This is a genomic window from Pseudomonas defluvii (assembly GCF_001695625.1).
Taxonomy (GTDB): Bacteria; Pseudomonadota; Gammaproteobacteria; order Pseudomonadales; family Pseudomonadaceae; genus Aquipseudomonas; species Aquipseudomonas defluvii.
In genome coordinates, this window is record NZ_MBPN01000040.1 from 1 (window position 1) to 17,400 (window position 17,400).

Annotated in this window: 15 protein-coding genes; 12 read left to right on the forward strand and 3 right to left on the reverse strand. The window is 60.5% G+C overall.

Annotated features, from left to right (window positions below):
- The first annotated feature begins 123 nt into the window (after positions 1 to 123).
- Together EKA13_RS13040 and EKA13_RS13045 are read left to right on the forward strand one after the other, a co-directional pair.
- Positions 124 to 909 (forward strand): outer membrane protein OmpK, encoded by a 786-nt coding sequence (locus EKA13_RS13040; protein WP_065759811.1) that lies wholly within the window; start codon positions 124 to 126, stop codon positions 907 to 909.
- A 506-nt stretch (positions 910 to 1,415) separates the two neighbouring features.
- Complete coding sequence (locus tag EKA13_RS13045; RefSeq protein ID WP_065759812.1) at positions 1,416 to 2,201, forward strand: outer membrane protein OmpK; 786 nt, start codon at positions 1,416 to 1,418, stop codon at positions 2,199 to 2,201.
- Between the two features lie 241 nt (positions 2,202 to 2,442).
- Here the strand turns inward: EKA13_RS13045 and EKA13_RS13050 are convergent, their stop codons facing one another.
- Positions 2,443 to 2,748, reverse strand: a complete 306-nt coding sequence (locus tag EKA13_RS13050) for a hypothetical protein (RefSeq protein WP_065759813.1) — start codon at positions 2,746 to 2,748, stop codon at positions 2,443 to 2,445.
- 256 nt (positions 2,749 to 3,004) lie between these two features.
- Between EKA13_RS13050 and EKA13_RS13055 the strand changes: the two genes are divergently transcribed.
- Positions 3,005 to 4,951 carry an LTA synthase family protein gene (locus tag EKA13_RS13055; RefSeq protein ID WP_065759814.1) on the forward strand — a complete coding sequence of 649 codons (1,947 nt, stop codon included), beginning with the start codon at positions 3,005 to 3,007 and terminating at the stop codon, positions 4,949 to 4,951.
- 37 nt (positions 4,952 to 4,988) lie between these two features.
- On the opposite strand, the gene EKA13_RS13060 is transcribed toward EKA13_RS13055, so the two are convergent.
- Complete coding sequence (locus EKA13_RS13060; protein ID WP_065759815.1) at positions 4,989 to 5,897, reverse strand: DUF808 domain-containing protein; 909 nt, start codon at positions 5,895 to 5,897, stop codon at positions 4,989 to 4,991.
- A 154-nt stretch (positions 5,898 to 6,051) separates the two neighbouring features.
- Between EKA13_RS13060 and EKA13_RS13065 the strand changes: the two genes are divergently transcribed.
- The gene (locus EKA13_RS13065; RefSeq protein WP_065759816.1) at positions 6,052 to 6,672 is read left to right on the forward strand and encodes a TetR/AcrR family transcriptional regulator; all 621 of its coding nucleotides are present in this window, start codon (positions 6,052 to 6,054) and stop codon (positions 6,670 to 6,672) included.
- Between the two features lie 57 nt (positions 6,673 to 6,729).
- Here EKA13_RS13065 and EKA13_RS13070 read toward each other — a convergent pair whose 3' ends face one another.
- The gene (locus EKA13_RS13070) at positions 6,730 to 7,170 is read right to left on the reverse strand and encodes a GlcG/HbpS family heme-binding protein (protein WP_065759817.1); all 441 of its coding nucleotides are present in this window, start codon (positions 7,168 to 7,170) and stop codon (positions 6,730 to 6,732) included.
- Between the two features lie 257 nt (positions 7,171 to 7,427).
- Here EKA13_RS13070 and gcl point away from each other — a divergent pair, with 257 nt between their 5' ends.
- The 8 genes from gcl (at position 7,428) to EKA13_RS13110 (ending at position 16,793) form a co-directional block, all read left to right on the forward strand.
- Positions 7,428 to 9,203 (forward strand): glyoxylate carboligase, encoded by a 1,776-nt coding sequence (gcl, locus tag EKA13_RS13075; protein ID WP_065759818.1) that lies wholly within the window; start codon positions 7,428 to 7,430, stop codon positions 9,201 to 9,203.
- A 58-nt stretch (positions 9,204 to 9,261) separates the two neighbouring features.
- A complete protein-coding gene (hyi, locus tag EKA13_RS13080) occupies positions 9,262 to 10,044 on the forward strand; it encodes a hydroxypyruvate isomerase (RefSeq protein ID WP_065759819.1) in 783 nt (260 codons plus the stop codon).
- 66 nt (positions 10,045 to 10,110) lie between these two features.
- On the forward strand, positions 10,111 to 11,004 hold the full coding sequence (locus tag EKA13_RS13085) for a 2-hydroxy-3-oxopropionate reductase (RefSeq protein ID WP_065759820.1): 894 nt from the start codon (positions 10,111 to 10,113) through the stop codon (positions 11,002 to 11,004).
- A 143-nt stretch (positions 11,005 to 11,147) separates the two neighbouring features.
- Positions 11,148 to 12,428 carry a glycerate kinase type-2 family protein gene (locus EKA13_RS13090; protein WP_065759821.1) on the forward strand — a complete coding sequence of 427 codons (1,281 nt, stop codon included), beginning with the start codon at positions 11,148 to 11,150 and terminating at the stop codon, positions 12,426 to 12,428.
- The gene (gene pyk / locus EKA13_RS13095) at positions 12,418 to 13,833 is read left to right on the forward strand and encodes a pyruvate kinase (protein WP_065759822.1); all 1,416 of its coding nucleotides are present in this window, start codon (positions 12,418 to 12,420) and stop codon (positions 13,831 to 13,833) included. Before EKA13_RS13090 ends, pyk begins: the two co-directional genes overlap by 11 nt.
- Positions 13,834 to 13,944: 111 nt before the next feature.
- Positions 13,945 to 14,832, forward strand: a complete 888-nt coding sequence (locus EKA13_RS13100) for an urea transporter (protein WP_065759823.1) — start codon at positions 13,945 to 13,947, stop codon at positions 14,830 to 14,832.
- Between the two features lie 45 nt (positions 14,833 to 14,877).
- Entirely contained in the window at positions 14,878 to 15,702 is an 825-nt protein-coding gene (locus tag EKA13_RS13105) for an ion transporter (RefSeq protein WP_065759824.1), read from the forward strand.
- 92 nt (positions 15,703 to 15,794) lie between these two features.
- Complete coding sequence (locus EKA13_RS13110; protein WP_065759825.1) at positions 15,795 to 16,793, forward strand: sulfate ABC transporter substrate-binding protein; 999 nt, start codon at positions 15,795 to 15,797, stop codon at positions 16,791 to 16,793.
- Positions 16,794 to 17,400: the final 607 nt, after the last annotated feature.

The window sequence follows — 17,400 nt, forward strand, 5'->3', positions numbered from 1 at the left end:
GCGGGCGGCGCTCGCCGCCCGGCATACCTCGAGCACGACCGTCGACCCGTAGAAGCGGGTCGATCGGGGCGCTTTGCGCCAAAAAACCGCAAACAAACAATAACAACAGCCGGGAATCACACCATGAAACGGATCACTTCATCTCTCCTGCTGGGCGGCGGACTGCTGGCAGCCTTGCCTGCAGTCGCGGGAGACATGCTGCTCTGGCAAACCAACAGCATCAGCTACCTGTACGGCAAAGACTTCACCGTCAACCCCGCCATCCAGCAAACGGTAACCTTCGAGCACGCCGACAAATGGAAATACGGCGACAACTTCCTGTTCGTCGACAAGACCTTCTACAACGGCGCAACCGACCGTAACAAAGGCAACAACACCTACTATGGCGAATTCAGCCCTCGCCTGTCGTTCGGCAAGATCTTCGACCGCAAATTCGAGTTCGGCCCAATCAAGGACGTGTTGCTGGCCATGACCTATGAGTCTGGCGAAGGTGATAACGAGGCCTACCTGATCGGCCCAGGCTTTGACCTGGCAGTTCCCGGCTTCAACTACTTCACCTTGAACTTCTATCAGCGCAACACCGAGGGCAGCCGCCCGGGCGATCGCGTATGGCAGATCACACCGACGTTCTCCTACACCATCCCCGCAGGCAAGTCCGACATCCTCGTCGACGGCTACATGGACTGGGTCGTTGACAACGACAGCACTCGCCGTGGCACCTACCACGCCAACCTGCACTTTAACCCGCAGGTCAAATACGACCTGGGCAAAGCCTTGAACCTGGGCGCCAAGCAGCTTTACGTGGGCGTGGAGTACAGCTACTGGAAAGACAAGTACGGCATCGAGGACACCCAGCGCTTTGACACCAACGAGAGCGTCACCAGCTTCCTGGTGAAAATGCACTTCTAAAAGCTGACTGAGTGCACAGTATTAACCCCTTGCGCCCCTGAACAGGGCATTCAAGGGCCGGCGCGACAGCCCCACGCTGCGCGCCCTTCAATCGAGGGCAGGCCGCATCCTGCCCTCGTTTGCTGACGGCTCAGTCAATATCGCCGTCAACGGGTGCCTCTACGCACCTCACCCTCGCGACATCCATCACTTCAGCGTGGACAGCTATCCGCCCAGCCAGTAATCTGCGCGCCCTTTTACACAGGGCAAGACGGCATGCGCCCGGGTTTGCTGACCCACCCGTCAATAAACACAGGCGTTCGACAGACGCCTTGCCCGCTTGAAGCGCCTCTTTTCCATCGGTTCACAGCACGGTCGAACACGCTGATTGCGCGCGCCCCGAAAGGTTGGCGCAACCCTTGCTGTATCGCTGCGCCGAACCGAAAAACCGACCATTAAGTCAACAAACGGCATCACTCGAGAATGCCGACAACAGAACAACGAGAAATCAACCTTTGGAGCACACCATGCGTACCCGTAATAGCCTGATCCTTGCCGGCGGCCTGCTGGCTGCCAGCAGCGCCATGGCCGGCGACCTGCTGCAATGGCAGAACAACAGCCTGACCTACCTGTACGGCAAGGATTTCACCGTTAACCCGGAGATCCAGCAAACCTTTACCTTTGAACATGCGGACGCCTGGAAGTACGGCGACAACTTCCTGTTCATCGACAAGATCTTCTACAACGGCAAGAAAGACTCGAACGCCGGCCCTAACACCTACTACGGCGAATTTACCCCTCGCCTGTCGTTCGGCAAGATCTTCGACCAGAAACTTGAGTTCGGCCCAGTGAAGGATGTGCTGCTGGCCATGACCTACGAGTTCGGTGAAGGCGACAACGAGTCGTACCTGATCGGCCCGGGCTTTGACCTGGCAATTCCAGGCTTCGACTACTTCCAGTTGAACTTCTACCAGCGCAACACCGAAGGCAGCCGCGCAGGCGATAACGTCTGGCAAATTACCCCGGTATGGTCCTACACCATCCCGATGGGCAAATCCGACGTTCTGATCGATGGCTACATGGACTGGGTCGTGGACAACGACGAAACCCGCAACCGTGGCACCTACCACGCCAACCTGCACTTCAACCCACAGATCAAATACGACCTGGGCAAGGCCTTGAGCCTGGGTGAGAAGCAGTTGTACGTGGGTGTCGAATACGACTACTGGAAAGACAAGTACGGTATCGAAGACACCCCAGCCTTCGACACCAACCAGAACACCACCAGCCTGCTGGTCAAAGTGCACTTCTGATCGGTTGAGCCGCGACAGCCAGGGCCAAAGCGTTAAACAGCGCAGCCCTGGCACGCATCCAGATAATTGCGGCACGCCCAAGCACACGCTGTCATGAGCATTTAAAGCGAACGGCCAGACAACTGGACGTCGTAAAAACACAAGTTTGTCTTTTCAGTTATACGCTTCCTGCCAACGTACAACTCACGACAATAGTCAAACACGTTACATAAATAGCGCGCGAAATGCGCCTGCGCATGATTTACCAGACAGTGCGCAAACGGCGGTATGCCACTCCGAATGCCAGCGTCGGCAACAATAGGCCGACGACAATCAAGCCAGTCATCACGACGGGTTTATCGAGTAATTTCAGGACATCGATCACCAGCGATCCAAGGCAGACTGCGAGCGCCAGTATTGGCACTGTCCAACGGCTAAACCTTTCCCATTGCGGAAAAAGCAAATGCGCGTTGAAGGTCAATAGCAAACAAAGGCACAACCATGCCAATGCCGCAAACATATAAATGCTCAAATGAACTACACCGTAGGCCACGGCACTACCGAGCATAAGAGGCTCCCTGACGCGACACGATATCGCGAACAACTTTTATTATCATTCACGCCATCCATGTGCGTGTATTGCAGCCGCCGAGCGTAGTTCAGTTTTTCATCCATGCCTAGCAATGCATTGACGTTTTTTTCTCTTTGAGCCTGTTATGTTTCACCGCTGCCATGAACACACGACACAACACCGCCGCTGATGCGGCTGCAATACTGCTTTGCCTGCAAAGGCCAGGGCTTCAAGAAAGACAAAAGGAATTCATATGCGCGTTCCACAATCAGCGCCACAGCGCTACCTCTTGCTACTGACCTCAGTATGGCTGGCGATTTTTCTGCTCACCCGAGGCGTGCTGTTTTTCAGCCACTTGAACGAGGCCGGGAGCAATGTCTTCTCGATCTTCGGTATCGGGCTGCTGTACGACCTGAGCTTCCTGCTCTATGCCGCACTGCCACTGGGCCTTTACCTGCTGCTGTGCCCTGCGCGGCTGTGGCGCTCGCGAGCACATCAGTGGTTCCTGCAGGGCATCATGGTGCTGAGCGTGTTCGTGATGCTCTTCACTGCTGTCGCCGAATGGCTGTTCTGGGACGAGTTCGGCGTGCGCTTCAACTTCATTGCTGTCGACTACCTGGTCTATTCCGATGAAGTGTTGAACAACATCCTCGAGTCCTACCCGATCGGCCTGCTGCTGAGCATCCTGGCCGTTATCGCCATTGCCCTGAGCCTGGCACTGCGCGCACCGCTCAAGCGGGCCCTGAATGCACCGGTGCCCGCTTTTCGCCAGCGCCTGATGAGCTTTGCCGTACTGGCCGTGCTGGCCGGGCTGTGCGTGCAGGTGATCGACCAGGACCGCCCGCGTGGCCAAGGCGGCAATGCCTACCAACATGAATTGGCCAGCAACGGCCCTTACCAGTTCTTCGCCGCGTTCCGCAACAACGAACTCGATTACCCGCAGTTCTATAGCAGCCTGCCTGAGCAGGATGTCAACGCGCAGATCCAGAGCGAGCTGCGCCAACCCGATGCGAGTTTCGTCGGCAAGGAACCCCTGGATATTCGCCGCACCATCACCAGCAACGCACCGGCGCGTACACCCAACGTGGTCCTGGTGACCATTGAGAGCTTCAGCGCCAAGTACATGGGCAGCAACGGCGATAACCGCAACCTGACCCCAAACCTGGATGCCCTGCGCAAACAGAGCCTGTACTTCAACAACTTCTATGCCACCGGCACCCGGACCGACCGTGGCCTGGAGGCCATTACTCTGTCGATTCCACCAACCCCTGGCCGCTCGATCGTCAAGCGCGTGGGTCGTGAAAGCGGTTTCGCCAGCCTCGGCCAGCACATGAGTGAAGCCGGCTACGACAGCGTGTTCGTCTATGGTGGCCGTGGCTACTTCGACAACATGAACGCGTTCTTCAGCGGCAACGGCTATCGGGTTGTTGACCAGAGCAGCGTGAAAGAAAGCGACATCAGCTTCAAGAACGCCTGGGGCATGTCCGACGAAGACCTCTACAACCAGGCCATGCAGCTGGCAGACGCCGATTTCGCCAATCAGGTGCCGTTCTTCCTGCAACTGATGACGACCTCCAACCACCGCCCGTACACCTACCCTGACGGCCGTATCGATATCCCGTCTGGCGATGGCCGTGAAGGTGCGGTGAAATACACCGACTACGCCATCGGTCGTTTCCTTGAGCAGGCCCGCAGCAAGCCGTGGTTCGACAACACCCTGTTCATCTTCGTTGCCGACCATACCGCAGGCAGCGCGGGCAAAGAGGACCTGCCGGTGCGCAACTACCAGATCCCGCTGTTCATCTACGGGCCGAAGTTGATCGAAGCGCGTGAGGAATCGAAACTGGCCAGCCAGATCGATCTGGCGCCTACCCTGCTTGGCCTGTTGAACATGAGCTACACCTCGACGTTCTTCGGCCGCAACCTGATGCTTGAAGACACACTGCCACCGCGCGTACTGATTGGTAACTACCAGCACCTGGGCCTGTTCGATGGCCAGGACCTGGCCATCCTCAGCCCTCGCGATGGCCTGCGCCTTCATGAGCAGGCCCTGGGCGAAAGCCGTGAGGTGCTGGGTGACAGCAACAACCCGCTGATCAAGCGCGCCATTGCCTACTACCAGGCAGCCAGCTACGGCTTCAAGCATCACCTGCTCGACTGGGTGCCTGAAGACATCGAAAAGACAGCCGGTAAAAACTGATTGAACTGACGCGGCGCCCATGAACAGGGCGCCGCACTTAGCCTCTTGCAGCCCGCCAGAGCTTGCTGGCCAGCGATACCACGGCCAGTACGGCGGCACCGGCAAGAATACCGATGCCCGCATTGAGCAGGCTTGAGGTCAGTACCCCGCCCCGCCCTTCACTGAAGGCTTCGACGGCATGATGCAGCGGCGCAACGCCATGCACCAGAATCCCGCCCCCGACCAGAAACATCGCCGCCGTGCCAACGACCGACAGCCCCTTCATCAAGTACGGTGCGGCCTGCAGAATGCCCTTGCCGATCGTCTGGGCGGCCCGCCCGGTTTTGTGCGTGAGCCACAGGCCAAAGTCATCCAGCTTGACGATACCGCCAACCAGGCCGTACACCCCTACGGTCATGACAAAGGCAATACCCGACAACACGACGATTTGCTGTGTCAACGGCGCGCCAGCGACCGCACCCAGGGTGATGGCGATGATTTCCGCCGACAGGATGAAGTCGGTACGCACGGCACCTTTGATCTTGTCCTTCTCATAGGCCACCAGGTCGACTGACGGGTCGGCCACCGCTTCACTCAGGGCGGCATGCCCGGCATCGTCCTCGGCTGCACTGTGAAGAAATTTATGCGCCAGCTTCTCGAACCCCTCAAAACACAAGTAGGCGCCACCGACCATCAACAATGGGGTCACCGCCCACGGGATGAAGGCGCTGATTGCCAACGCCGCAGGCACCAGAATCACCTTGTTCAGTAGCGAGCCCTTGGCCACGGCCCATACCACGGGCAACTCCCGGTCGGCGCGTACGCCACTGACCTGCTGAGCATTGAGCGCCAGATCGTCACCCAAAACCCCGGCGGTCTTTTTCGCCGCTACCTTGGTCATCACCGAGACATCGTCCAATACGGTGGCGATATCGTCGATCAGCACCAGTAGACTGCTTCCTGCCATGCTTGCGTATCCAGAGAGTTGAAAGGCCCAAAGCATAGCGTGACTGTGCGTGAAAGTGGCAGCCTTGAGCCTCGCGCAAACCCGGTGCTACCATGCGCCACCGCCTGCCCAGGCCTGGGCCGCCTGCGGCCCGACACAAGGAACAGCGCCAATCATGAGCAGCATTCGCGAGCGCAACAAAGAGCTGATCCTGCGCGCAGCCAGCGAAGAATTCGCCGAAAAGGGCTTCGCCGCCACCAAGACCAGCGACATCGCGGCCAAGGCCGGGCTACCCAAGCCCAACGTCTACTACTACTTCAAGTCCAAGGAAAACCTCTACCGCGAGGTGCTGGAAAGCATCATCGAGCCGATCATGCAGGCCTCCACCCCGTTTAATGCCGAGGGTGAGCCTGAGGAGGTGCTGAGCGCCTACATTCGCTCAAAAATCCGCATATCACGCGACCTGCCCTTTGCCTCCAAGGTCTTCGCCAGTGAAATCATGCACGGTGCGCCGCACCTGAGCCCGACACAGGTTGAACAACTCAACCTGCAGGCCCGGCACAACATCGCGTGCATTCAGCGCTGGATCGACCGCGGCCAGATCGCCCCGCTCGACCCACACCACCTGATGTTCAGCATCTGGGCCGCAACCCAGACCTACGCCGATTTCGACTGGCAGATCTCCGTCGTCACCGGCAAAGCCAAGCTGGACGATGCCGACTATGAGGCCGCGGCACAGACCATCATTCGCCTGGTACTCAAGGGCTGCGCCCCCGACGCCCATACCACCGGTTGATCTGGGAGCAGTTCACCAGACGAGCGCCGCGCACGCGCTGACAACCCGCCGCTACCCTCAGGCTGCCACGCCCGCATCCGCGGTCAGCCCTACCTCCTCGATCGCACTGATCGCGCACTGTTCGTCGATGTCCGAGGTATCACCACTGATACCGATCGCTCCCAGCACCACACCCCTCTGATCACGGATCAGCACCCCACCCGGCGCCGGAACCACGGCGCCCTGGCCCAGGCCATTGAGCGCCGCGAAAAACGCCGGGCGCTGCTGCGCGTCCAGCGCCAGCAAGCGCGAGCCCTTGCCCAGGGCAATGGCGCCCCAGGCTTTACCCATTGCCACCTGCGGACGCAGCAGGCTGGCACCGTCTTCACGTTGCAGGGCCAGCAGATGACCACCGCTGTCGAGCACCGCAATGGTCAAAGGTGCAGCAGAGATCTTGCGCCCGGCGGCAATGGCGCCGTTTACCAGGCTGACAGCGACTTTCAAGGTCAGAGCGTTCATGGACAGGTCCTCTTGTTGTTAGAAGCCCAGAGGGGCAAGTGAAAATCCAATACGACAAATAGAACACAATGGAGAATATTTTTGTATACAATAATTTTCGCCAGATGATCACAATCGGACAAAATGCCTTTTCTAGCGGCACGACGAGCAAAGCACTGGCAGCCGATGAAAATGGATTGACCAGAGCCACATACCGTGAATACACTCTGACGCAAAGCCATTTGTATACAATTACAAAACCAATGAGGCACAAAACCATGAGCAAAATGAGAGCAATTGATGCAGCCGTTCTGGTGATGCGCCGCGAAGGTGTTGAAACCGCTTTTGGCATCCCGGGCGCAGCGATCAACCCGCTGTACTCGGCGTTGAAAAAAGTCGGCGGTATCGATCACGTCCTCGCTCGCCACGTTGAAGGCGCCTCGCACATGGCCGAGGGCTACACCCGTACCAAGGCCGGCAACATCGGCGTGTGCATCGGCACCTCCGGCCCAGCCGGTACTGACATGGTCACCGGCCTGTACAGCGCCTCGGCAGACTCGATCCCGATCCTCTGCATCACCGGCCAGGCACCTCGCGCACGCCTGCACAAGGAAGACTTCCAGGCCGTCGACATCACCAACATCGTCAAGCCGGTGACCAAGTGGGCGACCACCGTTCTGGAACCCGGCCAAGTGCCTTACGCCTTCCAGAAAGCCTTCTATGAAATGCGTTCCGGTCGCCCAGGCCCGGTACTGATCGACTTGCCGTTCGACGTGCAGATGGCCGAAATTGAATTCGACATCGAGGCCTACCAGCCACTGCCCGTGCACAAGCCTGCGGCCAACCGCGTGCAGATCGAGAAGGCCCTGGCCATGCTCGACAGCGCTGAGCGCCCACTGCTGGTCGCCGGTGGCGGCATCATCAACGCCGACGCCAGCGAGAAACTGGTCGAGTTCGCTGAACTGACCGGCATTCCCGTGATTCCAACCCTGATGGGCTGGGGCATCATCCCTGACGATCACCCACAGATGGTCGGCATGGTCGGTTTGCAGACCTCGCACCGCTACGGCAACGCCACCCTGCTGAAATCCGACATGGTGCTGGGTATCGGTAACCGCTGGGCCAACCGCCACACCGGTTCCGTGGACGTCTACACCGAAGGTCGTCGTTTCATCCACGTCGACATCGAGCCCACCCAGATCGGCCGCGTGTTCAACCCGGACCTGGGTATCGTCTCGGACGCGGGCGCCGCGCTGGACATGTTCCTGGAAGTGGCCCGCGAGTGGAAAGCCGCCGGCAAGCTCAAGTGCCGTGGCGAGTGGCTGAAAGACTGCCAACAGCGCAAAGCCAGCCTGCACCGCAAGACCCACTTCGACAACGTGCCGGTCAAGCCACAGCGCGTATACGAGGAAATGAACCAGGTGTTCGGCAAAGACACCTGCTACGTCAGCACCATCGGTCTGTCGCAGATCGCCGGCGCCCAGTTCCTTCACGTCTACAAGCCACGTCACTGGATCAACTGTGGCCAGGCCGGCCCACTGGGCTGGACCATTCCGGCCGCGCTGGGTGTGGTCAAGGCTGATCCGACCCGCAAGGTGGTCGCACTGTCCGGCGACTATGACTTCCAGTTCATGATCGAAGAACTGGCCGTCGGCGCGCAGTTCAATCTGCCTTACGTCCACGTGCTGGTGAACAACTCCTACCTGGGGCTGATCCGTCAGGCCCAACGTGGCTTCGAGATGGATTACTGTGTACAGCTGGCGTTCGAGAACCTCAACGCGCCGGAGCTCAACGGCTACGGTGTTGACCACGTTGCCGTGGTTCAAGGCTTGGGTTGCAAGGCGATCCGCGTCTTTGAGCCGGGCGAGATCGCGCCGGCCCTGCTCAAGGCCCAGAAGATGGCCGAAGAGTTCCGGGTACCGGTTGTGGTCGAGGTGATTCTCGAGCGTGTGACCAATATTTCCATGGGTACCGAAATCAACGCCGTCAACGAATTCGAAGACCTGGCGCTGGTCGGCAACGATGCACCGACTGCGATTTCGCTGCTCGACTGATCGCACAAGCGGCCCCTGCCCTCGCGGCAGCGGGCCCTTACTTTGCAAGGAGACAACCATGCCACGTTTCGCCGCCAACCTATCCATGCTGTTCACCGAACAGGACTTCCTCGACCGCTTCAAAGCGGCCGCCGATGCCGGGTTCACCGGGGTCGAATACCTGTTCCCGTACGATTACAGCTCGGCTGAAATCAAGCAGCAACTGGACGCCAACGGCCTGACCCAGGTGCTGTTCAACCTGCCGGCCGGCGACTGGGCCAAGGGTGACCGCGGAATCGCCTGCGACCCGGGCCGTGTTGAAGAATTCCGTGCCGGTGTCGACCTGGCCATCGCTTACGCCAAGGTACTGGGCAACACCCAGGTCAACTGCCTGGCCGGCATTCGCCCACAAGGCCCGGATTGCGCCACGGTGAAGAAAACCTTCATCGACAACCTGAAGTACGCGGCCGACAAGCTCCAGGCCGAGGGCATCAAGCTGGTGATGGAGATGATCAACACCCGCGACATCCCCGGCTTTTACCTGAACACCACCCAACAGGCGCTGGAAATCCAGGACGCCGTGGGCAGCAGCAACCTGTTCCTGCAGTACGACATCTACCACATGCAGATCATGGAAGGTGACCTGGCGCGCACGATGGAAACCCACCTGTCGCGCATCAACCACATCCAGTTGGCCGACAACCCGGGCCGTCACGAACCGGGTACCGGTGAAATCAACTACCGCTTCCTGTTCGAGCACCTGGACCGTATTGGCTACCAGGGCTGGGTCGGCGCTGAGTACAAGCCACTGACCACCACTGAAGCAGGCCTGGTCTGGCTGAAGACCCACAACGCACTCTAACGCGCACTCACGCCCCAGGGGCGCTGCGCGCCGGCCGTATGCATACAACTACAAGAGGCATTTCTCATGGCTAAAATCGGATTTATCGGCACAGGTATCATGGGCCGCCCAATGGCTCAGAACCTTCAGAAAGCGGGCCACAGCCTGTTCGTCTCCACCCACCACGACGCGGCCCCGGCTGAACTGCTCGCCGCTGGCGCCGTCGCCCTGGCCAACCCGAAAGAAGTGGCTCAGGAAGCTGAATTCATCATCGTCATGGTGCCGGACACCCCGCAGGTCGAAGCCGTCCTGTTCGGCGAAAACGGCGTAGCTCAGGGTGTTGGCCCGAACAAAGTCGTCATCGACATGAGCTCGATCTCGCCGACCGCAACCAAAGTCTTCGCAGAAAAAATCAAGGCCACCGGCGCCACCTACCTCGACGCACCGGTCTCCGGCGGCGAAGTCGGTGCCAAAGCCGCGACCCTGAGCATCATGGTCGGCGGTTGCCCGAATGCCTTCGAGCGCGCTCTGCCACTGTTCCAGGCCATGGGCAAGAACATCACCCGCGTCGGCGGCAACGGTGACGGCCAGACCGCCAAGGTTGCCAACCAGATCATCGTCGCCCTGAACATCCAGGCCGTTGCCGAAGCGCTGCTGTTCGCCGCCAAGAACGGCGCAGACCCTGCCAAGGTGCGTGAAGCGCTGATGGGCGGTTTTGCTTCCTCGAAGATCCTCGAAGTGCATGGCGAGCGCATGATCAAGGGCACCTTCGATCCAGGCTTCCGCATCAGCCTGCACCAGAAAGACCTGAACCTGGCCCTGCAAGGCGCCAAAGAGCTGTCGATCAACCTGCCCAACACTGCCAACGCCCAACAGGTGTTCAGCACCTGTGCCGCCATCGGTGGTGCAAACTGGGACCATTCGGCACTGATCAAAGGCCTGGAGCACATGGCCAACTTCTCGATCCGTGGCGACAAGTAAGACCTGCTCTACCGTGAGATGAGGTGTCGTCACTACGGCCCTCACCGCCGCCAAGGCCGCCCTACCTGCGCCGGCCCTGGCGGCGATTGCAGACGACACCGCCCTCTCAGACAGACACAGAACAACACGATTGGGAGCCTGCCATGTCGGTCGATCCGCAACACTTTCTGCGCGAACTGTTCGCCACGGCCATCGAAGCCGCCCACCCGCGCCATGTCCTTGAGCCCCACCTGCCCAGCGATCGCAGCGGTCGCGTCATCGTCATCGGCGCTGGCAAAGCCGCAGCCGCCATGGCCGAAGTGGTCGAAAAAAACTGGCAAGGCGACGTCTCAGGCCTGGTCGTCACCCGTTACGGCCATGGCGCCAATTGCTCGAAAATCGAAGTAGTCGAAGCCGCCCACCCGGTACCCGATGCCGCCGGCCTGGCAGTGGCCAAGCGTGTGCTGGCGATGGTCAGTGACCTGAGTGCCGACGACCGGGTGATATTCCTCCTGTCTGGCGGTGGTTCGGCCCTGCTCGCACTGCCAGCAGACGGCCTGACCCTGGCCGACAAGCAACAGATCAACAAGGCCCTGCTCAAATCCGGCGCCACCATTGGCGAGATGAACTGCGTGCGCAAGCACCTCTCGGCGATCAAGGGTGGCCGCCTGGCCAAGGCCTGCTGGCCGGCCACGGTGTACACCTATGCGATTTCCGATGTACCGGGCGATCTGGCCACGGTCATCGCCTCCGGCCCCACCGTGGCCGACCCCAGCACCTCGGCAGAAGCGCTGGCGATTCTCAAACGCTACAACATCCAGGCACCGGCCGCGGTCATCGACTGGCTGAACAACCCCGCCTCGGAAACCGTCAAAGCCGGTGACCCCGCCTTGGCCCGCAGCCACTTCCAGTTGATCGCGCGCCCCCAGCAGTCGCTGGAAGCGGCCGCGGTCAAAGCCCGCCAGGCCGGTTTCAACCCACTGATCCTAGGCGACCTTGAAGGCGAGTCGCGGGAAGTGGCCAAGGTTCACGCCGGTATCGCCCGGCAGATCGTCCAGCATGGTCAGCCATTGCCGGCACCGTGCGTGATCCTCTCTGGCGGTGAAACCACCGTGACCGTGCGCGGCAATGGCCGTGGCGGGCGCAATGCCGAATTCCTCCTGAGCCTGACCGAAAGCCTGAAGGGCTTGCCTGGCGTCTACGCCTTGGCGGGCGACACCGACGGCATCGACGGCTCGGAAGACAACGCCGGGGCCTTCATGACCCCCGACAGCTATGCCCGCGCCGAAGCCCTGGGCCTGTCGGCTGCCGACGAGCTGGACAACAACAACGGCTACGGCTACTTCGCAGCGCTCGATGCCTTGATCGTTACCGAACCGACCCGGACCAACGTCAACGACTTCCGCGCCATCCTGATTCTTGAGACTGCCCAACATGACACCTGACAAAAAAGTCAAAATCCTCGCCACCCTCGGCCCTGCGACCAATGGCATCGACGACATTCGTCAACTGGTCGAGGCCGGGGTGAATATCTTCCGTCTCAACTTCAGCCACGGTGAACATGCCGACCACGCCCAACGCTACCAGTGGATCCGCGAAGTCGAGCAACAACTGAACTACCCGCTGGGCATCCTCATGGACCTGCAGGGCCCCAAACTGCGCGTTGGCCGCTTTGCCGAAGGCAAGGTCCAGCTGCAACGCGGCCAGGCCCTGCGCCTGGATCTGGACCCAACCCCGGGCGATCAACGCCGGGTCAACCTTCCACACCCGGAAATCATCGCCGCGCTGGAGCCGGGCATGGACCTGCTGGTCGACGACGGCAGATTGCGTCTGCAAGTGACCGCCAAGCACGCCGACGCCATCGAAACCCAAGTGCTCAACGGTGGCGAGTTGTCCGACCGTAAAGGCGTCAACGTGCCACAGGCCGTGCTGGACCTGAGCCCGCTGACCGCCAAAGACCGCCGCGACCTGGCCTTCGGCCTCGACCTGGGTGTGGACTGGGTGGCCCTGTCGTTCGTACAGCGTCCCGAGGACATCCGCGAAGCCCGCGAACTGATCGGCGACCGCGCCTACCTGATGGCCAAGATCGAAAAGCCCTCGGCAGTCACCCAACTGCAGGCCATCGCCGAACTGAGTGACGCGATCATGGTTGCCCGGGGAGACCTGGGTGTAGAAGTGCCCGCCGAAAGCGTGCCGCACATCCAGAAACGCATCATCGGCACCTGCCGACAACTGGGCAAACCCGTGGTTGTGGCCACGCAGATGCTCGAGTCGATGCGCTTCTCTCCGGCACCGACCCGTGCAGAAGTCACCGACGTTGCCAATGCGGTAGCCGAAGGCGCCGATGCGGTGATGCTCTCCGCCGAGACCGCATCGGGCGACTACCCACTCGAAGCCGTGCAGATGATGAGCAAGATCATCCGCCAGGTGGAAAGCGGCCCGGACTACCAGGCCCAGCTTGATGTTGGCCGGCCCCAGGCCGAGGCGACCGTGTCCGACGCCATCAGCTGCGCAATCCGGCGCATCAGCAGCATCCTGCCGATTGCCGTCCTGGTGAACTACAGCGAGTCGGGCAACTCGACCCTGCGCACGGCCCGCGAACGGCCACGCTCACCGATCCTCAACCTGACCCCGAACCTGAACACCGCACGCCGCCTGACCGTTGCCTGGGGCGTGCATTCGGTGGTCAACGACCGCTTGCGCCAGGTTGACGAAGTCTGCTCCACCGCATTGGAAATCGCCCAGGCGCAGGGTATGGCCGAGCGTGGCGACACCCTGTTGATTACCGCCGGTGTGCCTTTCGGCAAGCCAGGATCAACTAACTCACTGCGGATCGAAACACTGATCTGACAACAAATCGCAGGCAAGCCAGCGCCTACCTGTGTGTTGGCGCTGGCTTGCCTGCGAGGCTTGTCTGCGATAGAGCAACCCCAAAATACGTTTCACCCCAGACCGACTGCCATGTACACCAAGAATTTCGTGAACCCGTGCCCCGACTGGGCCACGGCCTTGCTCAACGGCTTCAGCCAGGTACTGCTGCAGCGCAATCCGCTGTGCGGCCTGTTCTGCCTGCTGGCCATCCTGCTGACGGCCCCCGACCTGATCGGCGGCGCCTTGCTGGGAGCGCTGGCCGGGCTGCTCACTGCCCAGCGCCGTGGCTACACCCGCAGCGACCGCCAAGCGGGCCTGTACAGCTACAACGGCGTCCTGATTGGCCTACTGCTCAGCCACGCGTTGCCCTGGACGGCAATCCTGCCGCCGCTGATCATTGCCGCAGGCGGCATGAGCAGCATACTCGTCCACCAGTGGCTCAAGCGCGCGGGCCCCAACAGCTGGCTGCCGGCCTATACCGCACCGTTCGTACTGCTCGGCTGGGCGACACTGGCGCTTAGCGAGCCGGCCGTGAGCAACACAGCGGTCGATAGCAACCCGTTGTTCGCCCTCGCCCGTGGCATGGGCCAGATCTTCCTGCTCGACCAGCCTCTGGCCGGCCTGCTGATTGCCCTCGGCCTGCTGATCGCCAACCGTTACGCCGCAGCCTGGGCCCTGCTCGGCTCAGCCCTCGGCGGCAGCGTGGCAATGCTTGCTGGTGGTGAACCCCATGCGGCCTTCAATGGCCTCTATGGCTTCAACGCCGCACTCGCCGCGCTCGCCTTCAGCCAAACCCGAAGCCAGCCCTGGCGCCCACTGCTGGCCATTGCCCTGGCGATTCTGCTGCAACCGGGCTTCACCCACCTCGCTATACCGGGCCTGACTGCACCCTTCGTGCTGGCGTGCTGGCTGCTGCATATCGGTATTCGTGCAGTGCGCCAGCCGCTTACCCACGGCTCACGTCGCTTGCACAGCTAAGACCCAACCCCTAGGCTCTGCTCCGTTAATTACCGGAACGAGCCTATGGACACCCCTGTGAGCTGGCGAGAGCGGCTCTATATCATTGTTTTCCAAACCGACACCCGCGCGGGCCGGCGCTTCGACAGCATCCTGCTGCTGATCGTCCTCGCCAGCCTGGTCACCGTGGTACTGGACAGCATCGACGAGATACACCGCGACTACGTTGGGCTGCTGACGACGCTCGAGTGGGGCTTCACCGCGATTTTCCTGGTCGAATACATTCTGCGCCTGTACTGCTCGCCCAAACCGCTGCGCTATGCCTTCAGCTTCTACGGCCTGGTAGACCTGCTGGCGATCGTGCCTGGCATCATTGCCCTGTACTACAGCGATGCGCAGTACCTGTTGATTGTCCGGGTGATCCGAATGCTGCGGATTTTCCGGGTGCTCAAACTGATGCCCTATCTCAAGCAGGCCAACTACCTGCTCGCGGCCCTGCAAGGCAGCCGCCAGAAGATCATCGTGTTCCTGCTCAGCGTGTCGACCCTGGTAACGGTGTTCGGCACCCTGATGTACGTGATTGAAGGGCCGGACCGTGGCTTTACCAGCATCCCGAAAGGCATCTACTGGGCCATCGTCACACTGACCACCGTCGGCTACGGCGATATCGTGCCGAAGACCCCTTTAGGGCAGATGCTCTCATCACTGGTGATGATTGCCGGTTACTCGATCATTGCCGTGCCCACCGGCATCTTCACTGCCGAGCTGGCCAACGCCATGCGCGGTGAAAAGCTGCAGCACCCCTGCCCGGTATGCCGCAAGGACAGCCATGAAAACAGCGCCGCATTCTGCTCACGCTGTGGCAACGCGCTGTTCAAGAAAAGCGAATAAACAAATCACTTTTTAATCTTTTATCGACTAAGGGCGAACCGCTATAGTCGCGGGCATAATGCCGCTAACCCCACTAGAACAAGGAATGCGCAGTGAAAAAACTCTTCAGTGCCTCGCTTCTCGCCGCAGGCCTGGCCTTGGGCAACCTGGCCCAGGCCGCGCCACCCCTGCTCAACGTCTCCTATGACGTGATGCGCGACTTCTACAAGGACTACAACAGCGCCTTCCAGAAGCACTGGGAAGCCGAGCACAAAGAGAAAATCGCCGTACAGATGTCCTTCGGCGGCTCGAGCAAACAAGCACGCTCGGTGATCGACGGCCTGCCTGCCGATGTCATCACCATGAACATGGCCACCGACATCAACGCCTTGGCCGACAACGGCAAACTGGTCCCGGACAACTGGGTGACCCGCCTGCCGAACAACAGTGCGCCCTTCACCTCGGCCACCGTGTTCATCGTCCGCAAAGGCAACCCGAAAGCCCTGAAAGACTGGCCAGACCTGCTCAAGGACGGCGTACAGGTCATCGTGCCTAACCCGAAAACCTCGGGCAACGGCCGCTACACCTACCTTTCGGCCTGGGGCTATGTGCTGAAGAACGGTGGTGACGAGAACAAGGCCAAGGCCTTTGTCGGCAAACTGTTCAAACAGGCGCCAGTGCTCGACACCGGCGGCCGTGCCGCCACCACCACCTTCATGACCAACCAGATTGGCGACGTGCTGGTAACCTTCGAGAACGAAGCCGAGATGATTGCCCGGGAGTTTGGGCGCGATCAGTTTGAAGTGATCTACCCGAGCGTTTCCGCCGAAGCCGAGCCACCGGTGAGCGTGGTCGACAAAGTGGTCGACAAGAAAGGCAGCCGTGCCGCCGCCGAAGAGTACCTGAAGTACCTGTGGTCGCCCGAGGCCCAGGAAATCGCCGCCAACAACTACCTGCGTCCACGCGACCCTGCCGTACTGGCCAAATACACCGACCGCTTCCCGAAAGTCGACTTCCTCTCGGTAGAAAAGACCTTCGGTGACTGGCGTACCGTGCAAAAGACCCACTTCAATGACGGCGGCGTCTTCGACCAGATCTACACCGGGCAGTAAGCGAAGAACACTGCATTCTGTGTGAGCAGGCTTGCCTGCAAGTTCGCGGCGCCTGCATCGCGGGCAAGACCCGCTCCTACAATCTCTGTTGGAGCTGGCTTGCCTGCGATGGTTTCGGTGGGGTGCCAATGAGTTCGCGGGCCTGCATCGCGGGCAGGCCCGGCTCCTACAATCCCTGTTGGAGCTGGCTTGCCTGCGATGGCGTCGGTGGGGTGCCAGTGAGTTCGCGGCGCCTGCATCGCGGGCAAGACCCGCTCCTACAATCTCTGTTGGAGCTGGCTTGCCTGCGATGGCTTTGGCAAGCCAACTCCAACAGGGTGCGCATATACCCTCTCACCTTATTGGCTGAACCCAGCCATAGGAATTATCCTACAACCTCTGTCCACCTCGAGTGATTGCACGGGGAAGCGCTTCGCACGTAGTCTCGAACGGTCGCTGACGTTTCAGCGATCGGGTTTGGCGACCCGGGAATATATGCAGAGATGCCCCGATTTCGATGGTTGGCGTGTTAGACGTCTGCGTCGTTTTTATGGTGGCTGTGCGCGGGAGGGCTTCGGCCCTGCCGGATTTCCTGTGTTGACCGGTTCGCCAACCTGCGTACAGCTGC

Coding starts and splice junctions, on each gene's coding strand:
- EKA13_RS13045 (WP_065759812.1), top strand. CDS start 1,416: ATGCGTACCCGTAATAGCCTGATCCTTGCCGGCGGCCTGCTGGCTGCC.
- EKA13_RS13040 (WP_065759811.1), top strand. CDS start 124: ATGAAACGGATCACTTCATCTCTCCTGCTGGGCGGCGGACTGCTGGCA.
- EKA13_RS13055 (WP_065759814.1), top strand. CDS start 3,005: ATGCGCGTTCCACAATCAGCGCCACAGCGCTACCTCTTGCTACTGACC.
- EKA13_RS13060 (WP_065759815.1), bottom strand. CDS start 5,897: ATGGCAGGAAGCAGTCTACTGGTGCTGATCGACGATATCGCCACCGTA.
- EKA13_RS13100 (WP_065759823.1), top strand. CDS start 13,945: ATGTACACCAAGAATTTCGTGAACCCGTGCCCCGACTGGGCCACGGCC.
- hyi (WP_065759819.1), top strand. CDS start 9,262: ATGCCACGTTTCGCCGCCAACCTATCCATGCTGTTCACCGAACAGGAC.
- pyk (WP_065759822.1), top strand. CDS start 12,418: ATGACACCTGACAAAAAAGTCAAAATCCTCGCCACCCTCGGCCCTGCG.
- EKA13_RS13090 (WP_065759821.1), top strand. CDS start 11,148: ATGTCGGTCGATCCGCAACACTTTCTGCGCGAACTGTTCGCCACGGCC.
- EKA13_RS13050 (WP_065759813.1), bottom strand. CDS start 2,748: ATGCTCGGTAGTGCCGTGGCCTACGGTGTAGTTCATTTGAGCATTTAT.
- EKA13_RS13105 (WP_065759824.1), top strand. CDS start 14,878: ATGGACACCCCTGTGAGCTGGCGAGAGCGGCTCTATATCATTGTTTTC.
- EKA13_RS13070 (WP_065759817.1), bottom strand. CDS start 7,170: ATGAACGCTCTGACCTTGAAAGTCGCTGTCAGCCTGGTAAACGGCGCC.
- gcl (WP_065759818.1), top strand. CDS start 7,428: ATGAGCAAAATGAGAGCAATTGATGCAGCCGTTCTGGTGATGCGCCGC.
- EKA13_RS13085 (WP_065759820.1), top strand. CDS start 10,111: ATGGCTAAAATCGGATTTATCGGCACAGGTATCATGGGCCGCCCAATG.
- EKA13_RS13065 (WP_065759816.1), top strand. CDS start 6,052: ATGAGCAGCATTCGCGAGCGCAACAAAGAGCTGATCCTGCGCGCAGCC.